General features: G+C 69.0%; 14 protein-coding genes and 2 riboswitches. Of the genes, 2 read left to right on the top strand and 12 right to left on the bottom strand.

All coding sequences use genetic code 11. The annotated features are described in order from the left end of the window. Window position 1: 1 nt before the first annotated feature. From AC0KXH_RS00840 to AC0KXH_RS00830, 3 genes are all read right to left on the bottom strand, one after another. On the bottom strand, window positions 2–1,033 hold the full coding sequence (locus AC0KXH_RS00840; protein WP_212542402.1) for a fatty acid desaturase family protein: 1,032 nt from the start codon (window positions 1,031–1,033) through the stop codon (window positions 2–4). Window positions 1,034–1,076: 43 nt separating this feature from the next. Further along, window positions 1,077–2,084, bottom strand: a complete 1,008-nt coding sequence (locus tag AC0KXH_RS00835; protein ID WP_061338232.1) for an ABC transporter substrate-binding protein — start codon at window positions 2,082–2,084, stop codon at window positions 1,077–1,079. A 46-nt stretch (window positions 2,085–2,130) separates the two neighbouring features. Next, window positions 2,131–2,234, bottom strand: a riboswitch (guanidine-I (ykkC/yxkD leader). Window positions 2,235–2,471: 237 nt separating this feature from the next. Further along, window positions 2,472–3,443, bottom strand: a complete 972-nt coding sequence (locus tag AC0KXH_RS00830) for an aldo/keto reductase (protein WP_488223983.1) — start codon at window positions 3,441–3,443, stop codon at window positions 2,472–2,474. Between the two features lie 121 nt (window positions 3,444–3,564). On the opposite strand from AC0KXH_RS00830, the gene AC0KXH_RS00825 reads away from it, so the two are divergent. Both AC0KXH_RS00825 and AC0KXH_RS00820 read left to right on the top strand, forming a co-directional pair. Next, window positions 3,565–3,705, top strand: a complete 141-nt coding sequence (locus AC0KXH_RS00825) for a small membrane protein YohP (protein WP_212542403.1) — start codon at window positions 3,565–3,567, stop codon at window positions 3,703–3,705. A gap of 91 nt (window positions 3,706–3,796) precedes the next feature. Beyond that, window positions 3,797–5,098 (top strand): mechanosensitive ion channel family protein, encoded by a 1,302-nt coding sequence (locus AC0KXH_RS00820; RefSeq protein ID WP_488223982.1) that lies wholly within the window; start codon window positions 3,797–3,799, stop codon window positions 5,096–5,098. Between the two features lie 175 nt (window positions 5,099–5,273). On the opposite strand, the gene atzF is transcribed toward AC0KXH_RS00820, so the two are convergent. The 9 genes from atzF to fdhE form a co-directional block, all read right to left on the bottom strand. Then, window positions 5,274–7,079 (bottom strand): allophanate hydrolase, encoded by a 1,806-nt coding sequence (gene atzF / locus AC0KXH_RS00815; protein ID WP_488223981.1) that lies wholly within the window; start codon window positions 7,077–7,079, stop codon window positions 5,274–5,276. Between the two features lie 157 nt (window positions 7,080–7,236). After that, the gene (gene uca / locus AC0KXH_RS00810) at window positions 7,237–10,896 is read right to left on the bottom strand and encodes an urea carboxylase (protein WP_488223980.1); all 3,660 of its coding nucleotides are present in this window, start codon (window positions 10,894–10,896) and stop codon (window positions 7,237–7,239) included. 216 nt (window positions 10,897–11,112) lie between these two features. Then, window positions 11,113–11,748 carry an urea amidolyase associated protein UAAP2 gene (locus tag AC0KXH_RS00805; RefSeq protein ID WP_041109091.1) on the bottom strand — a complete coding sequence of 212 codons (636 nt, stop codon included), beginning with the start codon at window positions 11,746–11,748 and terminating at the stop codon, window positions 11,113–11,115. A gap of 140 nt (window positions 11,749–11,888) precedes the next feature. Then, window positions 11,889–12,620, bottom strand: a complete 732-nt coding sequence (locus AC0KXH_RS00800; RefSeq protein WP_488223979.1) for an urea amidolyase associated protein UAAP1 — start codon at window positions 12,618–12,620, stop codon at window positions 11,889–11,891. 3 nt (window positions 12,621–12,623) lie between these two features. Then, on the bottom strand, window positions 12,624–13,556 hold the full coding sequence (locus AC0KXH_RS00795; RefSeq protein ID WP_488223978.1) for an ABC transporter ATP-binding protein: 933 nt from the start codon (window positions 13,554–13,556) through the stop codon (window positions 12,624–12,626). After that, a complete protein-coding gene (locus AC0KXH_RS00790; protein ID WP_488223977.1) occupies window positions 13,553–14,368 on the bottom strand; it encodes an ABC transporter permease in 816 nt (271 codons plus the stop codon). The genes AC0KXH_RS00795 and AC0KXH_RS00790 overlap by 4 nt, the downstream gene beginning before the upstream one ends. Before the next feature lie 155 nt (window positions 14,369–14,523). Continuing rightward, window positions 14,524–14,622, bottom strand: a riboswitch (guanidine-I (ykkC/yxkD leader). 214 nt (window positions 14,623–14,836) lie between these two features. Next, complete coding sequence (selB, locus tag AC0KXH_RS00785) at window positions 14,837–16,747, bottom strand: selenocysteine-specific translation elongation factor (protein ID WP_488223976.1); 1,911 nt, start codon at window positions 16,745–16,747, stop codon at window positions 14,837–14,839. Then, on the bottom strand, window positions 16,744–18,150 hold the full coding sequence (gene selA / locus AC0KXH_RS00780; protein ID WP_312381778.1) for an L-seryl-tRNA(Sec) selenium transferase: 1,407 nt from the start codon (window positions 18,148–18,150) through the stop codon (window positions 16,744–16,746). Before selA ends, selB begins: the two co-directional genes overlap by 4 nt. Next, window positions 18,147–19,064, bottom strand: a complete 918-nt coding sequence (fdhE, locus tag AC0KXH_RS00775) for a formate dehydrogenase accessory protein FdhE (protein WP_312381779.1) — start codon at window positions 19,062–19,064, stop codon at window positions 18,147–18,149. The genes selA and fdhE overlap by 4 nt, the downstream gene beginning before the upstream one ends. Between the last annotated feature and the right edge of the window lie 77 nt (window positions 19,065–19,141).

Below are 19,141 nucleotides of genomic sequence, written 5' to 3'. Positions count from 1 at the left end.
TTCACACCGCCGTCAGAAAGGAGACGCCCACGGCGCCGTAGAAACCCTCGGCCTTGCCGGGGCCTTCGCCGACCACACCGTAGTCATCGCTGAGCACGCGCTTGAGGCGGTGGCGGTGGAACGGCCCGAGTAGCTGGCGCATCGGGATGACCTGGGCATAAGCGCTGCCGTAGAGCTCCTCGTGCAGCCGCGGCAGGCGGTACCAGGGCGCCACCGGCTTTTCGTGATGGGCGTTGTGGTAGCTGAAGTTGAGCAGCAGCAGATTCAGCGCCGGCCAGCGCAGCGAAACGACGTTGCTGAAGGTGTTCTGCTGTTCATAGCGGCGGTCGCGCGGCTTGTCGTCGGGCACGGCGCCCTCCTCCAGCACGGCGAAGGCATCGTAGGTGTGCTGGTAGGCATCGGCGAAGCGCAGCACGCTGAGCATGATCAGCCAGGCGAGCAGGTACAGCGCGAGCGCCTTCAACGAGACCAGACCCATGACGGTGAACAGCAGGCCGCGCACCGCCAGGGTCAGCGCCACCTGCCGACGACGGGCGCGATGCTTGTCGTTGCCGGTGATGAACGGTAAGGCGATGACGTAGCCGTGCATGATCAGCTCGACCGCCGGGATGTAGGCCCATTCCAGCGCCAGCACCAGGCGCCGGACCCAGCCCGGGCAGGCCAGCAGGAAGGCCTTGCTGTCGAAGGTGATGACGTCGGCGCGGTCGACGTGATGGCGCATGTGTTTCTTGCGCAGGTCCTGGAACTCGGCATAGCAGCTGCCGGCCATCCAGCTGCACAGGTTGCCGGCCCAGACGTTGTGGCGCGGCACGCTGAAGATGGTGCCATGGGCGAACTCGTGGATCAGGTAGGCGGCGATGATCATCGCGTGCGCCAGCAGCAGGGTGCCGAGCGCGTTCAGCCAGGCACTCCCGGCGAACAACAGGGCGATGCCGCCGACATAGCCGAACAGCGTGTAGCCGATGGCCAGGGTATTGGGCAGCCGGCCGTCGGCGTAGCGGAACAGCGACTTGGGCTTGGCGGTAGTGGTCATGACGGGCTCCGCAGGGGCCGACCGCAGCCGGCCCGGTCAGGGTTCACTGGACGAGCGCTTCGACGAAACGGGCGTCGTAGGTCTGGGTGAAATCCGGAATGGCCGGGATCTGGCCGTTGGCCTTCAGCAGCTTGGCGATGATTGCGCCGCTGCCGTGGAACGAGCTGGTGGCCTGCGAGGGTGCGAAGCTGGCCGGCATTTCCTCGAGGCTGAGGTTGTGTGCGCCGGCCATCTGCGCCTGCGCTTCGGCGGCGCTGACGCCAAGCACCTGGCCAATGATCTGCGCCGATTCCTCGGGGTGCTCGCGCATGTAGGCCAGGCCGTCGAGGTAGCCCTCGATCAGCGCCTTTATGGCCTCCGGCTTCTTGGCGATCATCGCCTCGTCGAACACCAGCACGTCGGTGATGAGGCCGGGGGCGTCCTTCGACGAGAACACCACCTTGAACTTGCTACCGTCGCCCATGCCGAGGATCTGCGACACGTTCGGCTCGTAGGTCACGCCTACCGGCAGGCTGCCCGAGGCCATGGCGCCGGGAATGCCCTCCGGGGTCATGTTCACCGGGACGATGTCCTTGTCGCTCATGCCGTTCTGCTGCAGCGCGTAGGCCAGCAGGAACTCCGAGGGCGACAGCGGGTTGAAGCCGACCTTCCTGCCCTTGAAATCGGCGACCGAGCCAACCGAGGCCTCGGCGACGATGGCATCGCCGCCGTTGGAGAAGTCGATGGGCATCACCACCCGGTGCTTGAGCCCCTTGGCGACCGAGGCGACCACCTGGTCGTAGGTCAGCATGCCGCCGTCGAGGGCGCGGCTGGCCAGCGCCGTGGGAATCAGCGCCGGATCGTTGAAGAACTGCAGTTCGACGTCCAGGCCATGCGGCTCGAACAGGCCCTTCTTGTCGGCGACGTAGAACGGCCCGTAGCCGGCCCAGACCACGGTGCCGATCTTCATCGATTCGGCCGCCTGGCCGGCCAGTGGGGCAAGCAGGGTGCTGGCGGCCAGGGTGGCGCCGAGCAGGGCCTTGCGCAACGAGCGAAACGCGGAAGCTGACATGGACGTGACTCCTCACGGTGGAATGACAGGCACGGGATGACATCGCGTCTCCCGGGCTTTTATCCCGCCGTGTAGCCCGCATCCTTCGGGCCGGAGAACTCTCGGACCAGCGCCTGCGTCCTGCAGACCGGAACCCTAGTTCGCCTGGGTGTTTCTCCAGTGTGTGCCGTTACAAGCGGCGCGAGCGCGCGACTCATCCCGTTCACAGGGGACAGAGCAGCTTGCGTGCCAGTTGCCCTGAAACGAGAGAAAGCCGCGGATATTCAAGAGGTTGCCGGCCGAAGCCGGCACGTCGACAGCTGGCCAGGGCTGCCGGGCGACGCCCCAATGGGGAGCCCGGCAGGAAAAAATGCCCCGTTTCGGCCGGCCTGCGGGGCCGGTGCGCCGTCAGGCCGGTACCGGCACGTCCTCGCCGAGCAGCCCTTCGTGCTTGAGCGCCTGCCAGAACTCGGCCGGCACGCGAGCCTGGTAGTAGCCCATGTACTGCGCCGGGCGCGCCGGGTTGGCGGTACCCGGAATGGTCGAGAGCACCGCCGGATGCGCGAGGCAGAAGTGGATCGCCGCCGCGCGCAGGTCGACGCCGAAGCGCTGCGCGACCTGGTCGAGGCGCGCCTTGCGGTCGCGGATCTCGTCCGGGATGCGGTCGTACTCGAAGTGATCGCCGCCGGCCAGCACGCCGGAGTTGAACGGCCCGCCGACGACGATGCCAACGCCACGCTCAAGGCAGCGCGGAAACAGGGTCTCCAGCGCCTCGCGGTGATCGAGCAGCGAATAGCGCCCGGCCAGCAGGAAGACGTCGGGGTCGGCCTGCTCCAGCGCCATGCGGCAGGGCTCGACGAGGTTCACGCCCAGGCCCCAACCGCGGATCAGGCCCTGCTCGCGCATCTCGGTCAGGGCCTTGGCGGCGCCGCTCATCGCCTGCTGGAAGTAGTCGCGCCACTGCGGGCCCCACTGGTCTTCCGATACGTCGTGGATGAACACCACGTCCAGCCGATCGACGCCCAGGCGTTCCAGGCTGTCTTCGATGGAGCGACGCGCACCGTCGGCCGAATAGTCCGGCACCCGCTTGTTGGGCAGCTCATCGGGGAACGGTTTGGCGTTCTCCGGCGCGCTGGCCGGCTGCAGCAGCCGGCCGACCTTGGTGCTGAGCACGAACTCGTCACGCGGCTTGCCTGACAGCAGGCGGCCGAAGCGCTGTTCGGCCAGCCCGGCGCCGTAGTGCGGCGACACGTCGTAATAGCGAAAGCCGGCATCCCACGCGGCCTGCAGCGTGGCATCGGCGGTGGCCTCGCTGAGTGGGTGGAACATGTTGCCCAGCGGCGCGCCGCCGAGCCCGATCCGGGGCAGAGAAATTCGCATGCAAGCCTCCTCGCGAACGTCGAGCCGACAGGATGTCGGCCGCTTCCTCATCGGAGAAGCGCAGGCGCAGGGATGTTCCGGCGAGGCGACGGGAGCGATCACCCGTCCGCGCGGGTGAACGATGACAGGAGGTGCCGAGTCGGAACAGATAGACCCCCTCCACAGGAGAGCCACCATGTTGAAGTTCCTCGGCAGCACCATCGGCATCATCTTTCTGATCGGCCTGATCGTGGTCATCGGCCTGTTCGCGCTGGTCTTCTGACGCGCCTGCAGTTGCCCCCTGGGTCGTGGACAGCGCGTCGATCGGCCCAGGGGAACGCGCTCCCCGCCCCCGCCCTCCCGTGACTCGACCGATGCATTGGCCGCTGGCCCTGCTGCTGTCACTGCTCACCCTTTTTCAGACATTTCCCGCCGCCGCACAGGTGGACGATGGCCTGGCGACCGTGCGGCTCGACGGCCGCGCGCTGTTTCGCCTTGGCGGAACCGAAACCCTGGAGGCGCGCCTGCGGGCCCGGCAGATCGAGCGGCAACTGCTGACCGTGCTGGAAACGCCGCAGGGCATCAGTAGAGCGCGCATCGCTGCGGCTGGGGAAAACGCCGCGTCGCGCCAGATCACCATGGCCGGTCGCGTGCTGATGCAGGTCACCAGGGAAGATGCCGAAGCCAACGGCATGGCCCTGGACGCGCAGGCGCGCGAGTGGGCGTCGATTCTCGAAACTGCGCTGGCGCAGGCCAGCACACGACGCACCTCCGAGCGGGCACGCTTCGTGACCGACGTGCGCGCCAGTGTCGATACCGCCTTCGCCAGGTTGCTCGAAGCGGCCATCAGCATCGTGCCGCGCGCCTTGGCGGCGCTGCTGGTGATCGGCGTGTTCTGGGCGTTGGCCGCAGGCGTGCGCGCAGTGGTCCGGATGATCTCCCGCCGCTTGATTCACGATCGGACGGTGGAGAATCTGATCAAGCAGGTCAGCTACTACACCGTCTGGCTGCTGGGCCTGATCGTCGCTGCCACCGCCTTTGGCCTCGAACCCGGCGCCCTGGCCACCGGGCTTGGGCTGACCAGCCTGGCATTGGGCTTCGCCCTGAAGGACATCCTGTCCAACTTCGTCAGCGGCTTGCTGATCCTCACCCTGCGGCCCTTCCAGCTCGGTGACCAGATCGTCATTGGCGAGACCGAAGGCACCGTCGAACGCATCGAACTGCGCGCCACGCAGATTCGCACCTACGATGGCCGCCGGGTACTGGTGCCGAATGCCGACACCTTCACTTCACGGGTCACCAACAACACCGCTGCGCCCGTGCGTCGTGGCCAGGTGGTCTGCTACCTCGGCTACGACGTCGAGCTGCAGAAGGTGCTGCGTGTACTCGAGGAGGCCACCCTGCGTGCCGAAGGCGTCATCGCCGAACCGCAGCCCTCGGTGGCCATCCGCGAAATGGGCCAGAGTGAACTCGCCTTCCAGGTGCAGTTCTGGTGCGACTCGCGCAGATCGGACTTCATGCTCACCGCATCCCGGGTCAGGGCGAACCTGATCGACGCTTTGCGCGCTGCGGGAATCGCGCTGCCAGGCCCGGCTGTCCATCAGGTGGTGCTGCGAGAGGCCGGGCCAGCGCCGGACCAGGCCTTGCCGAGGCGCCGCCGCAGCGACGAAAACTAGCGTGAGAACGGACGCGGCCGGTTCCGACCTGGCCGCCTGAGCGGTTCGCCCCTAGAGCCGCCGGCACCATCGAAGGCTGCGCGGGGCGCATCCGAACCGCATGCCGGTCGACAGTCCCGCGCCTGCACCTCGCGCCCTCACAGTGAGCGGGGTGCGGGCGAGGTCTCTGGCTGTCTCACCTCCGCTGCGCCAGCCACGCCCGCCAGCCGCCGAAGCGGGTGATGTCCTCGGCGCCCTCCAGGCCGTAGCCCTCGCAGATAAAGCCGGTCTCCCAGCGCCCGTCGGCCAGCTCGACCTTGCCCAGGCCGAGCGGCGCCGGGATGCCGGTGAGGAACGAGCCCAGCTCGGCGCTGGGGATTTCCCAGACTTCCACGCCGATCGCCGCACCGCCTTCGCTGACCCGGACCATGCCCGGGCGCAATACCGGCCCGCCGGCCAGGGCATAGAGCTTGTAGGCCGGGGCGCTTTCGGTCGCCTCCAGCAGCCGGCCGCCGCGCTGGCGCAGCTGCCAGTTGAGCGGCAGGCCGTCCAGGTGCGCGCCGCAGACCACCACCCTGGCCCTGTCGTTGCGCGCCGGGTTCTGCGGCGCGGGGGCGGTGATTGCGTTGCCGCCGACCAGCGCGAGGCCGGTCTGGCGCTGCAGGGCGGCGGCCAGGCTCAGCAGGTACTGGTCGGTGAACACCCGGCCGAACAGGGTCACGCCCCAGGGCAGGCCGTTGCCCATGGTGCCGGCCGGCACCGCGACGGCGGCGTAGTCGAGCATGTTCATGAAGTTGGTGTAGTAGCCCAGGTCCGAATTGCGCTTGACCGGCTCGGCGTGCAGCTCGGCCAGGGTCACCGGGCGCGGGTAGGCGGGCGTCGGCACGCAGTCGACCTCGGCCATGATCCGGTCGCAGATCGCCTTGAGCTGCTGCAGGCGGTATTGCGCCTGGAACAGCTGCACGGCGGTGGTGCCCGGGGCCTTTTCCAGTACCGCCCTGATCACCGGCAGTACGGCATCGGGCTGCTGCTCGATCAGCGCGCCGGCCACGCTGTAGCGCTCGGCCACCCAGGGGCCTTCATAGAGCAGGCGCGCGGCTTCGAGGAACGGCGCGAAGTCGATCTCCACCGGCTCGCCGCCGAGGGATTGGAGATGCTCAATGGTGGCGGCGAACAGCGCCGGGCTTTCCGGGCAGCCGAGAAACTCGGGGTTTTTCGGCACGCCGAAGCGGAAGGCCTGCACCTGGCCGAACGCCGAGCCGTCGTTCCACAGCGGGTTGGCGCGGCTGTACTCGTCGCGGGGGTCGAGCCTGGCGGTGAGCGCCAGCAGCCGGCTGGCTTCGGCCGCCGTGGCGGTGAAAAAGGTCACGCAGTCCAGGGTACGGCAGGCGGGGACGACGCCGGCGGTGGAGATCAGGCCCTTGCTGGCTTTCAATCCCACCAGATTGTTCAGCGCCGCCGGGACCCGGCCGGAGCCGGCGGTGTCGGTGCCGAGGGCGAAGCTTGCCAGCCCCAGCGCCACGGCCAACGCCGAACCGGCGCTGGAGCCGCCGGAGGGGTAGTCCGGGTGTACCGAGTTGCGGCATTCGCCGTAGGGCGAGCGGGTGCCGTTGAGGCCAGTGGCGAACTGGTCGAGGTTGGTCTTGCCCAGCGGCACCGCGCCGAGGGCGATCAGCTGCTCGATGATCGTCGCGCTGGTCTCGGGGGTGTAGGCGAAGGCCGGGCAGGCGGCGGTGGTCGGGATGCCGGCCAGGTCGATGTTGTCCTTGATGGCGAAGGGCACGCCGTAGAGCGGCAGCTCGGCGGGCGTCTTGCCGTCGAGCGCGGCCAGGTAGGGTTCGAGCTCGGCGGCGTCCAGCAGGTGGATGAAGGCGTTGAATTCGCCGTTGAGCGCGGCGGCCTTGTCACGCAGGGCGGCGATCAGCTGGCGCGGGGTGGTGGCGCCCGCTTCATAGGCCGTGCGCAGCGTGTCGAGGCGCAGGTCGAATGTGTCGTCGTTCATGCTCGGTTCCTTCGTAGGGTGGAAAACGGCGCAGCCTTTTCCACGCGCGTTGTTCGGGTCGGTCCGGTGGGCCCAAGTTCGTTGCCGGCCCGCTGGGCCGGTTGGTGGATCGATAAAGCGCGATCCACCCTACGGTTGCTTCGGGTGCCGAGGGGCCTCACGCCTCCTCGATCACCACCACCCGCTGGCCTGCGCGCACCGGCGAGCCGGGCTGGGCGCGGACTTCCTTGACCACGCCGGCGACCGGCGCGGTGAGCGGAATTTCCATCTTCATGCTCTCAAGGATCACCAGCACGTCGCCGGCCTCGACCCGCGTGCCCTCCGCCACCGACACCTGCCAGAGGTTGCCGGCAACGTGGCTTTCGATGCCGTGCTGGCCGGCGCCGAGCGGGGCGTCCTCGCCGAGGTCGGCGGCGACTTCCTCGCTCTCGAAGTGCGCCTGGCCCGATTCGATCCAGCGCTGGCGCTCGGCGTCGAAGGCGCCGCGCTGCTGGCGGCGGAAGGCGTCGATGCTGTCGGCCTCGGCGGCAAGAAAGTCCTGGTAGTCGGACAGGCGCAGCTCGGTGTGCTCGATCTTCAGCGGGTAGCGGCCCAGCGGGAAGTCGCGGCGGATCCTCAACAGCTCCTCCGCCGACACCGGGTAGAAGCGGATCTGGTCGAAGAAGCGCAGCAGCCACGGCAGGCCGCCGAACGCCTCGACCGCGCGGTAGCGGTTCCACATCTGCAGGGTGCGGCCGACGAACTGGTAGCCGCCCGGGCCCTCCATGCCGTAGATGCACATGTAGGCGCCGCCGATGCCCACCGAGTTCTCCGCGGTCCAGGTGCGCGCCGGGTTGTACTTGGTGGTGACCAGCCGGTGGCGCGGGTCCAGCGGGGTGGCCACCGGCGCGCCGAGGTAGACGTCGCCCAGGCCCATCACCAGGTAGCTGGCGTCGAACACGGTCTGGAACACCGCCTCGAGATTCGGCAGGTCGTTGATGCGGCGGATGAATTCCAGGTTGCTCGGGCACCAGGGCGCGTCCTTGCGTACCGTGGTCATGTATTTCTCGATGGCCAGCTGGCAGGCCGGGTCGTCCCAGGACAGCGGCAGGTGGACGATGCGCGAGGGCACCTTCAGGTCCTGCGCGGCGCAGACGGCGTCCCACAGCCCGGCGACGATTTCCAGGAGGTCGTCCAGCGCCAGGGTTTCCGGCTGGTAGTGCACCTGCAGCGAGCGGATGCCGGGGGTGAGGTCGATGACGCCATCGAGCGCCTTGGCTTCGAGCGCCTGCATCAGCGCATGGCCACGGAAACGTAGGATGAGGTCCAGCTCCGGCTGGCCGATTTCCAGCAGCAGGTGGGTGTCGCCGGACAGGCGCGCGACCAGGCGGGTGTCGTCCTGGCCGAGGTCGAGGACGATGGGGGAGGTGAACGACGAGCTCATGGTCGTAGGAGCGAGCTTGCTCGCGAAGGATCCAGCTCCGAGCGTGTCAGGTTCGCGAGCAAGCTCGCTCCTACCAAAAGCAGGATCGGTGCATTCCTCGGCCAACGCCTTCGCCAAGGCCCGCGCCGTGGCCACATCCACCGGCACGAAGCGCACCTTGTCGCCGGCCTTGAGCTGGCCGAGCTGCCACAGGTCGGCCTCGATGACCGTGACCGGGCAGACGAAGCCGCCCAGGCTCGGGCCGTCCGGGCCGAGGATCACCGGCATGTCGCCGGTGAAGTCCACCGCGCCGATGGCGTAAGGGTTGTCGTGGATGTTCGACGGATGCAGGCCGGCCTCGCCGCCGCTCTCGCGGACCCACTCGGGTTTGGGGCCGATCAGGCGCACGCCGGTGCGGCTGGAGTTGAAGTGCACTTCCCAATCGGTGGCGAAGAAACGCGCGATGTAGCCTTCGGTGAAGTATTCCGGCGCGCCGTGCGGGCCGTAGATCACCCGGACCTCGCGCACCGCTGGCAGCTCGCGGCACAGCTCGGCGGCCAGCGTGGCGCCAGCAGACGAGTCGGTCAGCGGTGCCAGATGCAGTACATCGCCGGCACGCAGCGCGCGGCCGGCGTGGCCGCCGAACTGGCCGAGGGTGAAGGTGCTCTTGCTGCCCAGGTAGTCCGGCACCTGCAGCCCGCCGCGTACGGTCAGGTAGGCCCTCGCACCTGATCCGAAGAGCGTGCCGATGGCCAGGGTGCTGCCGGCCTTGACCAGGATGGCGGTGCCCATCGGCTGTTCGACGTCATCCAGCTTCACTGGAATCTGCGCGCCGGTCACCGCCACCACGGCGTCGGTGTTGAAGCGCAGGATCGGCCCGCTCATGGTGATTTCCAGGCCCGCCGCATCCGCCGGATTACCGAGCAGGGCATTGCCCAGGCGCAGCGCGCGGCTGTCCATCGGGCCCGACGGCGGCACGCCCACAGCCCAGTAGCCGAGCCGGCCGGGGAAGTCCTGCACGGTGGTCTGGGTGCCGGCAGTGATCACCTCGAAGGTGGTCGCGCGGTAGGCGAGGCCTTCCAGGCAGCGGGTCCAGGCGTTGCCGCTGGCGAAGGGCGCATCGGCGAGGATCTGCCGCAGGTAATCGCGGTTGGTCTCCACGCCGTAAAGCGTGGTGCCACCGAGGGCGGCGTCCAGTGCGATGCGGGCTTCTTCGCGGCTCGGCGCCCAGCTGATGAGCTTGGCAATCATCGGGTCGAAATAGGGCGGGATCTCGCAGCCGGCCTCGACCCAGGTGTCGATGCGCAGGTGCTGGCCGTCCGCCGACGGGAAGTCCACGGCGGTGAGCAGGCCGGGGCTCGGCTGGAAGTCGCGGCCCGGGTCCTCGGCGTACAGGCGCGCCTGGATGGCGTGGCCGTTCGGCTTGAGACTATTCACCAGCTCGGCCAGCGGCGGCAGCTCGCCGGCGGCCAGTTCGATCATCCAGCGCACCAGGTCGACGCCCCAGACCTGCTCGGTGACGCCGTGCTCCACCTGCAGACGGGTGTTCACTTCGAGGAAGTAGAAGCGCTGGGCTTCGGCGTCGTAGACGAACTCGACGGTACCAGCGCTGCGGTAGCTCACCGCCCTGGCCAGGGTGATCGCCGCCGCGCAGAGTTCCTCGGCCATGCCCGCCGGCAGGTCTGGCGCCGGGGTTTCCTCCAGCACCTTCTGGTTGCGCCGCTGCACCGAGCAGTCGCGCACGCCGAGGGCAATCACCTCACCCTGGCCGTCGCCGAACACCTGCACCTCCAGGTGGCGGGCGCGCTCGATGTATTTCTCGATGAACACGCCCGAATCGCTGAAGTTGTTCTGCCCCAGGCGCTTGACCGCCTCGAAGGCCTCGGACAGCTCCCCGGCATTGCGGCACACGCGCATGCCGATGCCGCCGCCGCCAGCAGTGCTTTTCAGCATCACCGGGTAGCCCACCTGCTCGGCTGCGCCGAGGGCATCGGCGAGGCTGTCGAGCAGCTCGGTGCCTTCGAGCATCGGTACGCCGTGCTGCTTGGCCAGGGCGCGGGCGGTGTGCTTCAAGCCGAACACCCGCAGTTGCTCGGGCGTCGGGCCGACGAAGGCGATGCCGGCGGCTTCGCAGGCTTCGGCAAAGGCGGCGTTCTCGGAGAGAAAGCCATAGCCGGGGTGGATCGCCTTGGCGCCGGTCTGCCGGGCAATGCCGAGGATCTTGTCGACCATCAGGTAGGTGCTGGCGGCCGGGCCGTCGCCCAGGCTGTGGGCTTCGTCGGCCTGCTGCAGGTGCAGGCTGGCGGCGTCGGCCTCGGAGTAGACGGCCACGCCTTTCACGTCCAGGGCACGCAGCGTACGCAGAATGCGGCAGGCGATGGCCCCGCGGTTGGCGATCAGGAGTTTGTCGAACATTCATTAACCCTCGGAGGGCTGGGCGGGCCGTCCCGCCTTTATTCGTTCAGTACCCCCGGCCGTCCGGAGGTTGAAATGCGCATTTGGGGCCGCGCGGCAATCCGCTTTAGCGCACCAGCGCGCGCTTGCATGGCCTGCGGTGGGCTGAAGCCCAACCGGCGTACAGCCCGGCACGCGCCTGCAGCAGCGGCAGCAGGTAGCGGCGAAGCAGCGGCATCAGGCCCATACCAGCACCTCGGCGGGCGTCGGGTTCCAGCCGTTGCAGGGGTTGTTCAGCTGCGGGCAGTTGGAGATCAGCACGATCACGTCCTGCTCGGCCCTCAGCTCCACGTACTTGCCGGGCGCGGAGATGCCGTCGGCAAAGGTCAGGCCGCCTTCGGGCGTGACCGGCACGTTCATGAAGAAGTTGATGTTGGCGCCGATGTCGCGCTTGGTCAGGCGCCCGTCGTGCAGGCTGGCGCGCAGGAAGTTGTCGCGGCAGCTGTGCATGTAGCGCTTGTCCAGGGCGTAGCGCACCACGTTGCTCTCCTGCGCGCAGGCCCCGCCGAGGGTGTCGTGGCGGCCGCAGGTGTCGGCGACGATGGTCAGCAGCGGGTTGCCCAGGTTCGAATAGAGCACCGTGCCGGTGGTCAGGTAGACGCGGTTCTGCCGGCGCAGGGTGCGCTGCGGGTCATAGCGCTCGCGCGGGTTCCTGGCGCTGAAGAACAGGGTGTCCACGGCCTGGTTGCCTTCGAGATCGAGCAGGCGCAGGGTCTGCCCGGCCTCTACTTCGAACAGGTACGGCTCGCCGGCCGGGATCACGTGGCGGAAGGCGGCGGTTTCGGGGTGCAGGCTGCTTTCGGTAAGCGTCATGGTCGGTCTCCTTCAGGCTGCTGCGCCAGCAGCCCGGCAGTACAGGATGTGCTGCCCGCGAATCGCGTGCGATTCGGCGGGAGCCTGTCGCGGACACGTGCCGCGACGGGCGTCGCATGAGCGGTTCAGGGATGAACCGCTCATGCCAGATAAAGCCGTTCGGTGTTGTGGAAGGCACGGCCGTTTTCCGGGCGCGAGGTGCGGCAGAGCACGCTGATGCCGTCGCTCGCCACCTGGTGCCAGGTGAGCTGGACCGGCTTGGGCGCGTACACCGGGTTCGGGTCCATCGGGTGCTGCAGGGCGGAGAGGATCACCAGGGTGTCCATCGGCGCGTACAGCTCGACGTAGTCGCCGGCCTGGCTGTTGCCCGGCTGGAACGCGAAGGCGCCGTCGGCGGTGACGTCCACCCGGCTGAACAGGTTGAGCACCATCAACAGGTCCTGCAGGTTGAGGTCCCACTTGCCCATCTCGACGAGCAGGTTGTCCACGCCGTTGCGAAAGAAGGCATTGCGCAGTTCCTGGTAACGCCCTTCGCCGTACTTCTCGGCGACTTCCTCGGCGTTGAGCACGCCGCCAAAGCTGTCGTGCCAGCCGCAGGTATCGGCCGTGATGGCGGCCAGTACCCGCCCCATGTCCGAGTACAGGCAGTGGCCGGCGGTCAGTTTGGCGGTGTGCTGGCCCTTGAGGGTGTCCGGCAGGTTGAGACGTTCGCTCTTCTCATGGGCGTTGAGCAGCATGACGCTGACGTTGGCACCGCCTTCGAGGTCGGTCAGGCGCAAGAGCTGGCCGCGCTTGAGCACGAAGGAGGTATGGCCGCCACCGGGGACGGTTTCCTCGTAGAGGGTCGGGCGCAGGCTGAGGCAGGCACTCATGGATCAGGCTCCTTGCAGGGCGGGTTGCAGGCTGCCGGCAACATGGCTCGGCAGCGTCTCGACGGCGGCGCGCGCGGCGCGGCGGTCTTCATTGAGCGGGATGTCGTAGGTCACCCGGGCGCCATAGGCACCGGGGGCATGGGGGTCGAGGCGGGGCTTGTCGAACACCAGGATGCGGGTGCCGAGCGTGAAGCCTTCGGCGAGGTCGTGGGTGACCATGAACACGGTCAGCCGGGTCTCGTTCCACAGCTCCAGCAGGAGGGCATGCATGTCCTTGCGGATGCCCGGGTCGAGCGCGCCGAAGGGTTCGTCGAGCAGCAGCACGCGCGGCTTCATCACCAGCGCCTGGGCGATCGCCAGGCGCTGCTGCATGCCGCCGGAGAGCTGCGCCGGGTATTTGGCCAGCGCATGGCCGAGGCCGACCTTCTCCAGCATCGCCGCCGCCTCGTCACGCGCCCGGCGCTTGGCGCCACCCAGCAGGCGGCCGAGCAGCGGGGCGTTGGGCAGCTCCAGGCCGAGGGCGACGTTGTCCAGCACAGTCAGGTGCGGGAACACCGAGTAGCGCTGGAACACCACGCCGCGGCTGGCATCCGGTTCGTGGGCGATCGGCGCGCCGTCCAGCAGGATCTCGCCACGGCTGGGGCGCTCCTGGCCCAGCAGCAGGCGCAGGAAGGTGGACTTGCCGCAGCCGGAGGCGCCGACCAGGGTGCAGAACTCGCCTTCGGCAACGCTCAGGTCCAGGCGCTCCAGCACGACCTGGTCACCGTATTGCTGCCAGACATTCCTTACCGCAATGAAGGGCTTGGAATCGCCTGCTAGGCGGGCCGCGGGCTGCGTAGCGCGGTACTCATCGACTGCGTGTCCACTCCGGTCGCCTTGCTCCGGGCGCCTTGCCAAGGACCCGCTCGCGACGGTTCCGCTTTCGTTACGGCTCATGCCTTGGCTCCTTCGTACCAGGGAAACAGCGTCCGGGTCAGGCGGCGCAGGGCGTAGTCCATCGCCCAGGCGAGCAGCGTGATCCAGGCGACGTAGGGCAGGATGACGTCCATCGACAGGTAGCGACGCACGAGGAAGATGCGGTAGCCGAGGCCGTCGGTGCTGGCGATGGCTTCGGCAGCAATGAGAAACAGCCAGGCCGAGCCGAGCACCAGGCGCAGCGCGATGAGCAGGCGCGGCATCAGCTGTGGCAGCACCACCCGCAGGATCAGCGTCCAGGTGTTGGCGCCGAGGGTCTGCGCCTTGATCAACAACTCGGCCGGCAGCTGGCGGGCCTGCTGCTCGAGGTCGCGCGCCAGCACCGGGGTGATGCCGATGACAATCAGCATCACCTTCGACAGCTCGTCCAGGCCAAAGACGATGAACAGGATCGGCAGGATCGCCAGCGGCGGCACCATCGAGAGCACCGTCAGCAGCGGTGACAGGGCGGCACCGAACAACGGTAGCGTGCCGGCCAGCACGCCCAGGCAAAGCCCGGCCAGTGCGGCAATGCCCAGGCCCATGCCCAGGCGCTTGAGGCTGGCGAGCGTGTCCCGCCAGAGCAGGTAGTCGCCGCTGCGCTTGTCCGGGGTGAAGGCCATGCGCTCTACCGCATCGGCCATCTGCTGCATGCTCGGCAGGAGCTTGTCGCGCGGGTTCTCGGCCAGACGCTGCGCGGAACTGCCCAGGTAGAGCATCAGCAGCAGGGCGAACGGCAGGATGGCCAGCATCATCCAGCCCGGGCGGCCGGGATGGCGGTTGATCAGGCGCATGGTGTGTTCCCTCGGCTGAGGGAGAGACGAACCGCGGTGTCGTCCGGGCCGCTGGGCGCGGCGGGGCGCAATGCCGGATGGCAGGTCTGGTTCATGTAGGACTCCCTCCAGTTTTTCGAGACAGGGCGGTAGGAGCTGCGGGTGCTTGCACGCAGTTCTCCCGGGCTTTTATCCCGCCGTGTAACCTCGCTGGAGGTCGCCAACTCTCGGACCAGTCACTCGCCAGGCGAGCCGGAACCCTAGTCGGCCATTTTTGAGCAATCTGGCTCATCCGTGAGCAGCAGCTCCCTGCACCCGGAGCGTTGCAATGCCGGTGCCAGTTCCCGCGCACTCGCCGCAAAGCCGCATGGCGCCCGGCCCGCAGGCGTTCGGCGCGGCCCCTTTTAGCCGCCGGCAGACACAGCGAGCGCACCACAGAGGTGCATCGCTGCTTCATGATGGCTCAGCGGTAACGGGAAACGGAGCGGGCTAGTTGGCCTGCAAGGCCAGTGCGCTGTCGCGGCGAACCTTGCGCTCGTTGCCGAAGCGCCGGGTCAGGCCGATGCGGTCGAAGTGTTCGAGCAACTGGATGCTGCGCTTGCGGCCCAGGCCGATGCGGTCACGAAAGGCGGCGGCGCGGATCACCCCCTGCTGCGCCTCCAGTTCGAGCACCGTAGCGGCCAGCTCGCGCAGCGTGTGCTCGGGGTAGAACAGGTCCTTCACCACCTGCTGCAGCTGGCCAAGGCGCGCCAGCTTGCGCAGCAGCAGGCGCATCTGCGCTTCCTCCACGCCAAGCTCGCGGGCCAGGTCGCGTACCCAGGGCGGGTCGAAGCGCCCGGCTTCCAGCTGCGGCCAGAGCCGCGCGCGCAGCGCTTCTTCGGGCTCGCTCAGGCGCACCTGGTGATCGGGCAGGTGCAGCCAGGGGCCGCTGGCGGCCACCCGACCGGCGGCCAGCGCCTGCTCCAGCAGGGCGATGAACACCGGTCGCTCGAGCGCGGCGAAGGCGTAGCGGCGCAGGCGGTCGCGGTCCGGGCCGAGTTCGTCCGGCTGCGCCTCGTGGAAGCGCCCGAGGGCGGCCACCAGTTCCTCGCCAAGCGCCTGCCAGCGGGGTGCGTGGAATAACCGGGTTCCGCCGCGCGTTGCGACCGGCAGGGCCGTCTGCGGCAATTGCCAGCCCGCGCTTGGCCGGTTGAACTGGCGCTCCAGCGCCGCCGGGTCGAGGCCGTTGAGGCTCTGCGCCAGCAGGGCCGGCAACGCCTGTTCCAGCTGCTCGGCGGCGAGCGCCTCGAGCTGCGCCAGGCGTGCCTCGCGGCGGCGGTTGCGCGGCGGCGCGAAGGGATCGAGCACGCGCCCGCCGCCAAGCGTGCGCTGCGCGGACTGGTCGCGCAGCACGATGCGATCACCATGCACCGCATGCACCGGCGCGTTGAGCTGCAACTGCACGAAGGCCGTGGCGCCCGGTGCCAGCTGCTCGCCGGCCAGCAGGGCGACGCGGCCGGTGACGTCCTGGGCGCCGAGGTGCACATGCACCGGGGTCCAGTGACGCAGTTCGTGCGCTTCACCGGCAAGCAGGCTGAATTCGACTTCGATGCGCTGGGTCGGCGCGTGCAGCCGCGGCTGCAGCAGCCAGTCGCCCCGGCGAATCTGCTCGACGTTCAGCCGCTCGCCGGCCAGGTTCAGTGCCACGCGCTGACCGGCATGGGCCTCGCCGGCCTCGCGGTTCTGCGCGTGCAGGCCGCGCACCCGCACGCTGCGCCCGCTGGGGCTGAGCAGCAGCTCGTCGCCGACCTGAACGCGCCCGGCGAAGGCGGTGCCGGTGACCACCACACCCGCGCCGGTGACGCTGAAGGCGCGGTCGATGGCCAGGCGGAAGTGGCCGTCGTCGCGCCGCGCGGCCGCCCTGCCCGCCTCGGCGACCAGCGCCGCACGCAGGGCCTCGACACCTTCACCGGTCAGGCTGGAGACGGCGAAGACCGGAGCCCCGGCCAGGGGCCCGGTGGCCAGCAGGCCTTCGATCTGTTGCCGGACGTACGCAATGCGCGACGCCTCGACGCGGTCGATCTTGCTGATCGCCACCAGCGCACGGCGGATGCCGAGCAGTTCGACGATCGCCAGGTGCTCGCGCGTCTGCGGCATCACGCCGTCGTCGGCGGCGACCACCAGCAGCACGCAGTCGATGCCGCTGGCACCGGCCAGCATGTTGTGGATGAAGCGCTCGTGGCCGGGCACGTCGATGAAGCCGGTAAGTGCGCCTTCACCCAGGTCGGCATAGGCGTAGCCGAGGTCGATGGTGATGCCGCGCTCGCGCTCCTCGCGGCGGCGGTCGCCCTGCTGGCCGGTCAGCGCCTTGAGCAGTGCGGTCTTGCCATGGTCGATATGGCCGGCGGTGCCGACGATCACGCCAGCGCCTCACGCAGCAGCGGTAGCTGTTCGACGAAGCCCGGCTCGTCGTCGAGCTGGCGCAGGTCGAGCCAGAGGGCGTCGTCGTCGATCCGACCGAGCACCGGGAGCGGCAGACCGCGCAGGGCGTCTTCCAGCTGGCGCAGGCTGCGGCCACGCAGGCGCCTGGACTGCTGCGGGCGGATGCACAGCGCGGCGCTGGGCAGGCGTGCCACCGGCTGTGCGCCGCTGCCGATCATGCCCAGGGCATCGGTTACTGCGACGTGCCAGCGCTCGCCGAGCACGCCGGCCAGCGCCGGGGCGAGGCGTTCGGCCTGGCTGCGGATCTCCGCCTGCGGGCGGCTGAGCAGGCGCAGGCTGGTGAGGCGTTCGGCCAGGCGGTCGGGGTCGCGATAGAGGTTGAGCACCGCTTCCAGCGCGGCGAGGGTCAGCTTGTCGACGCGCAGGGCGCGCTTGAGCGGGTTCTTCTTGATCTTCTGGATCAGTGCCTTGCTGCCGACGATCAGCCCGGCCTGCGGGCCGCCGAGCAGCTTGTCGCCGCTGAAGGTAACGATGTCGGCACCATCGCGTAGCGCTTCCTGCACGGTGGGCTCTTTCGGCAGGCCCCAGCGCGAGAGGTCGAGCAGGCTGCCGCTGCCCAGATCCTCCAGCAGCGGCAGGTCGTGGGCATGGGCGATGCGCGCCAGTTCGGCGGTGGCGACGCTGGCGGTGAAGCCCTGCACGCTGTAGTTGCTGGTGTGCACGCGCATCAACAGGCCCGAGCGCGGGTTGATCGCCGCCTCGTAGTCGCGTGCGTGGGTGCGGTTGGTGGTGCCGACTTCATGCAGCTTCACGCCGGCGCGGGCCATGATGTCGGGGATGCGGAAGGCGCCGCCGATCTCGATCAGCTCACCGCGGGAGATGATGCCTTCCTTGCGCGCACCCAGGCTGTTCAAGGCCAAGAGCACGGCGGCGGCGTTGTTGTTGACCACGGTGACCGCCTCGGCGCCGGTCAGCTCGCGGATCAGCCCTTCGATGAGCTCGTCGCGGTCGCCGCGCTTGCCGGTGGCGAGGTCGAATTCCAGGTTGAGCGGGTAGCGCGCGGCAAGGGTGATTGCCTCGATGGCTTCATCCGGCAACAGGGCGCGACCGAGGTTGGTGTGCAGCACCGTGCCGGTGAGGTTGAACACCCGGCGCACGCGGCTCTTGTGCTGGCTGGCCAGGCGTTCGCCGGCGCGCCCGGCGAGCACCGCTTCGGACAGCTCCAGCGGCGCAAGCTGGCCGCTCAGCGCCGGCTCGCGCAGCTCGTCGAGCAAATCGCGCAGCGTGGCGAGCAGCGCCTGGCGCCCGTAGCGCTGCTGCAGCGGCTGGCAGGCCTCGGCACGCAGCAGTTTGTCTACCGAGGGCAGGCGTCCGCTGTTCACCCCTCGCCTCCCGGTGCCAGCAGCAGGTTGGGTGCCCGGCGCTGGTGGCCCTGTTCGGCGAGCAGCAGATCCAGGTCGAGGGTGGCGAGGTCGGCCGATAGCGTCTCGCCGTCGGGCGCCAGCTCCAGGTAGAGTAGTTTGAGGTAGCTGTCGCAGCCGGGGCAGACCTCGGCCTTGATGCCCTGCGGCGAGCCCTCGAAGTGCAGGTAGTCGAGCTTCTTGGTGCTCTGGCAGTGGCTGCACTTGAGTCGCACGTAATGCCACTCGCCAGCGCACAGCGAGCAGACCAGGTAGCGCAGGCCGTTCATCTGCCCCCGGTGGCGGATCACGCCGGCCATCGCCGGGGCGCCGCAGCAGGGGCAATGCGCCTGGTCCTCACGCTCGCGCAGCGTGCTGAAGTCCAGCTCCAGCGCCAGCTGCGTCCAGGCCGCCTGCAGCGCCGCGCCCAGGAAGGGCACCAGCGCTGCCGGCAGGGCGTCGTATTGGCCGCTGAGCAGGGTGGTGGCCCAGGCGATGCGTTGGCCGGCGTCGGCCGTGCGCAGCTGCTCGATGGCCGCCTCGACCGCGGGGTTGGCCGGCACCTCGTAAGCCGCGAGCCAGGCGTCGAGGACAGGCAGCCAGCCACCTTCACGCACCAGAGTGTCGGTCGCCAGCGGCGGCATGCCGTGGGCCAGGCACTCACGGGTGCGATGGGGATCCGCGGCCGGTAGCGCCGGCGGATTGTCCAGCACCTGCTGCTGCGCCCGGCAGACGCCGGCGAGCAGGCGCAGGTAGTCGCCCATCGGATGGCCATCGGCGAGGCGCTCGAGACGCTCGGCACGCAGCACGAAGAGTTCACGGGGAGGCAGGTTGAAGAATGGCGGTTTGCTGGCGGCAGCTTCGATCTGCCCCGGCTCGAGAATGGTGCCTGACACGCAGGACTCCTTGATCGGGTGAGACGGCGCCGGGCTCGGCGCCGTCGTTGAGCTTTGAGAGCGGGCCGCCACGAAGA

The sequence above is a fragment of the Stutzerimonas sp. CXK-1 genome (assembly GCF_057738225.1).
Note: the sequence above shows the minus strand (reverse complement) of the source record. Positions and strands in the feature narration are given on the sequence as shown.

What these genes read in the sequence shown, in the direction of transcription:
- AC0KXH_RS00820 (WP_488223982.1), top strand. Translation starts at nt 3,797, where the DNA reads ATGCATTGGCCGCTGGCCCTGCTGCTGTCACTGCTCACCCTTTTTCAG.
- AC0KXH_RS00790 (WP_488223977.1), bottom strand. Translation starts at nt 14,368, where the DNA reads ATGCGCCTGATCAACCGCCATCCCGGCCGCCCGGGCTGGATGATGCTG.
- uca (WP_488223980.1), bottom strand. Translation starts at nt 10,896, where the DNA reads ATGTTCGACAAACTCCTGATCGCCAACCGCGGGGCCATCGCCTGCCGC.
- AC0KXH_RS00825 (WP_212542403.1), top strand. Translation starts at nt 3,565, where the DNA reads ATGACAGGAGGTGCCGAGTCGGAACAGATAGACCCCCTCCACAGGAGA.
- AC0KXH_RS00830 (WP_488223983.1), bottom strand. Translation starts at nt 3,443, where the DNA reads ATGCGAATTTCTCTGCCCCGGATCGGGCTCGGCGGCGCGCCGCTGGGC.
- AC0KXH_RS00800 (WP_488223979.1), bottom strand. Translation starts at nt 12,620, where the DNA reads ATGAGTGCCTGCCTCAGCCTGCGCCCGACCCTCTACGAGGAAACCGTC.
- AC0KXH_RS00835 (WP_061338232.1), bottom strand. Translation starts at nt 2,084, where the DNA reads ATGTCAGCTTCCGCGTTTCGCTCGTTGCGCAAGGCCCTGCTCGGCGCC.
- AC0KXH_RS00805 (WP_041109091.1), bottom strand. Translation starts at nt 11,748, where the DNA reads ATGACGCTTACCGAAAGCAGCCTGCACCCCGAAACCGCCGCCTTCCGC.
- AC0KXH_RS00795 (WP_488223978.1), bottom strand. Translation starts at nt 13,556, where the DNA reads ATGAGCCGTAACGAAAGCGGAACCGTCGCGAGCGGGTCCTTGGCAAGG.
- atzF (WP_488223981.1), bottom strand. Translation starts at nt 7,079, where the DNA reads ATGAACGACGACACATTCGACCTGCGCCTCGACACGCTGCGCACGGCC.
- AC0KXH_RS00840 (WP_212542402.1), bottom strand. Translation starts at nt 1,033, where the DNA reads ATGACCACTACCGCCAAGCCCAAGTCGCTGTTCCGCTACGCCGACGGC.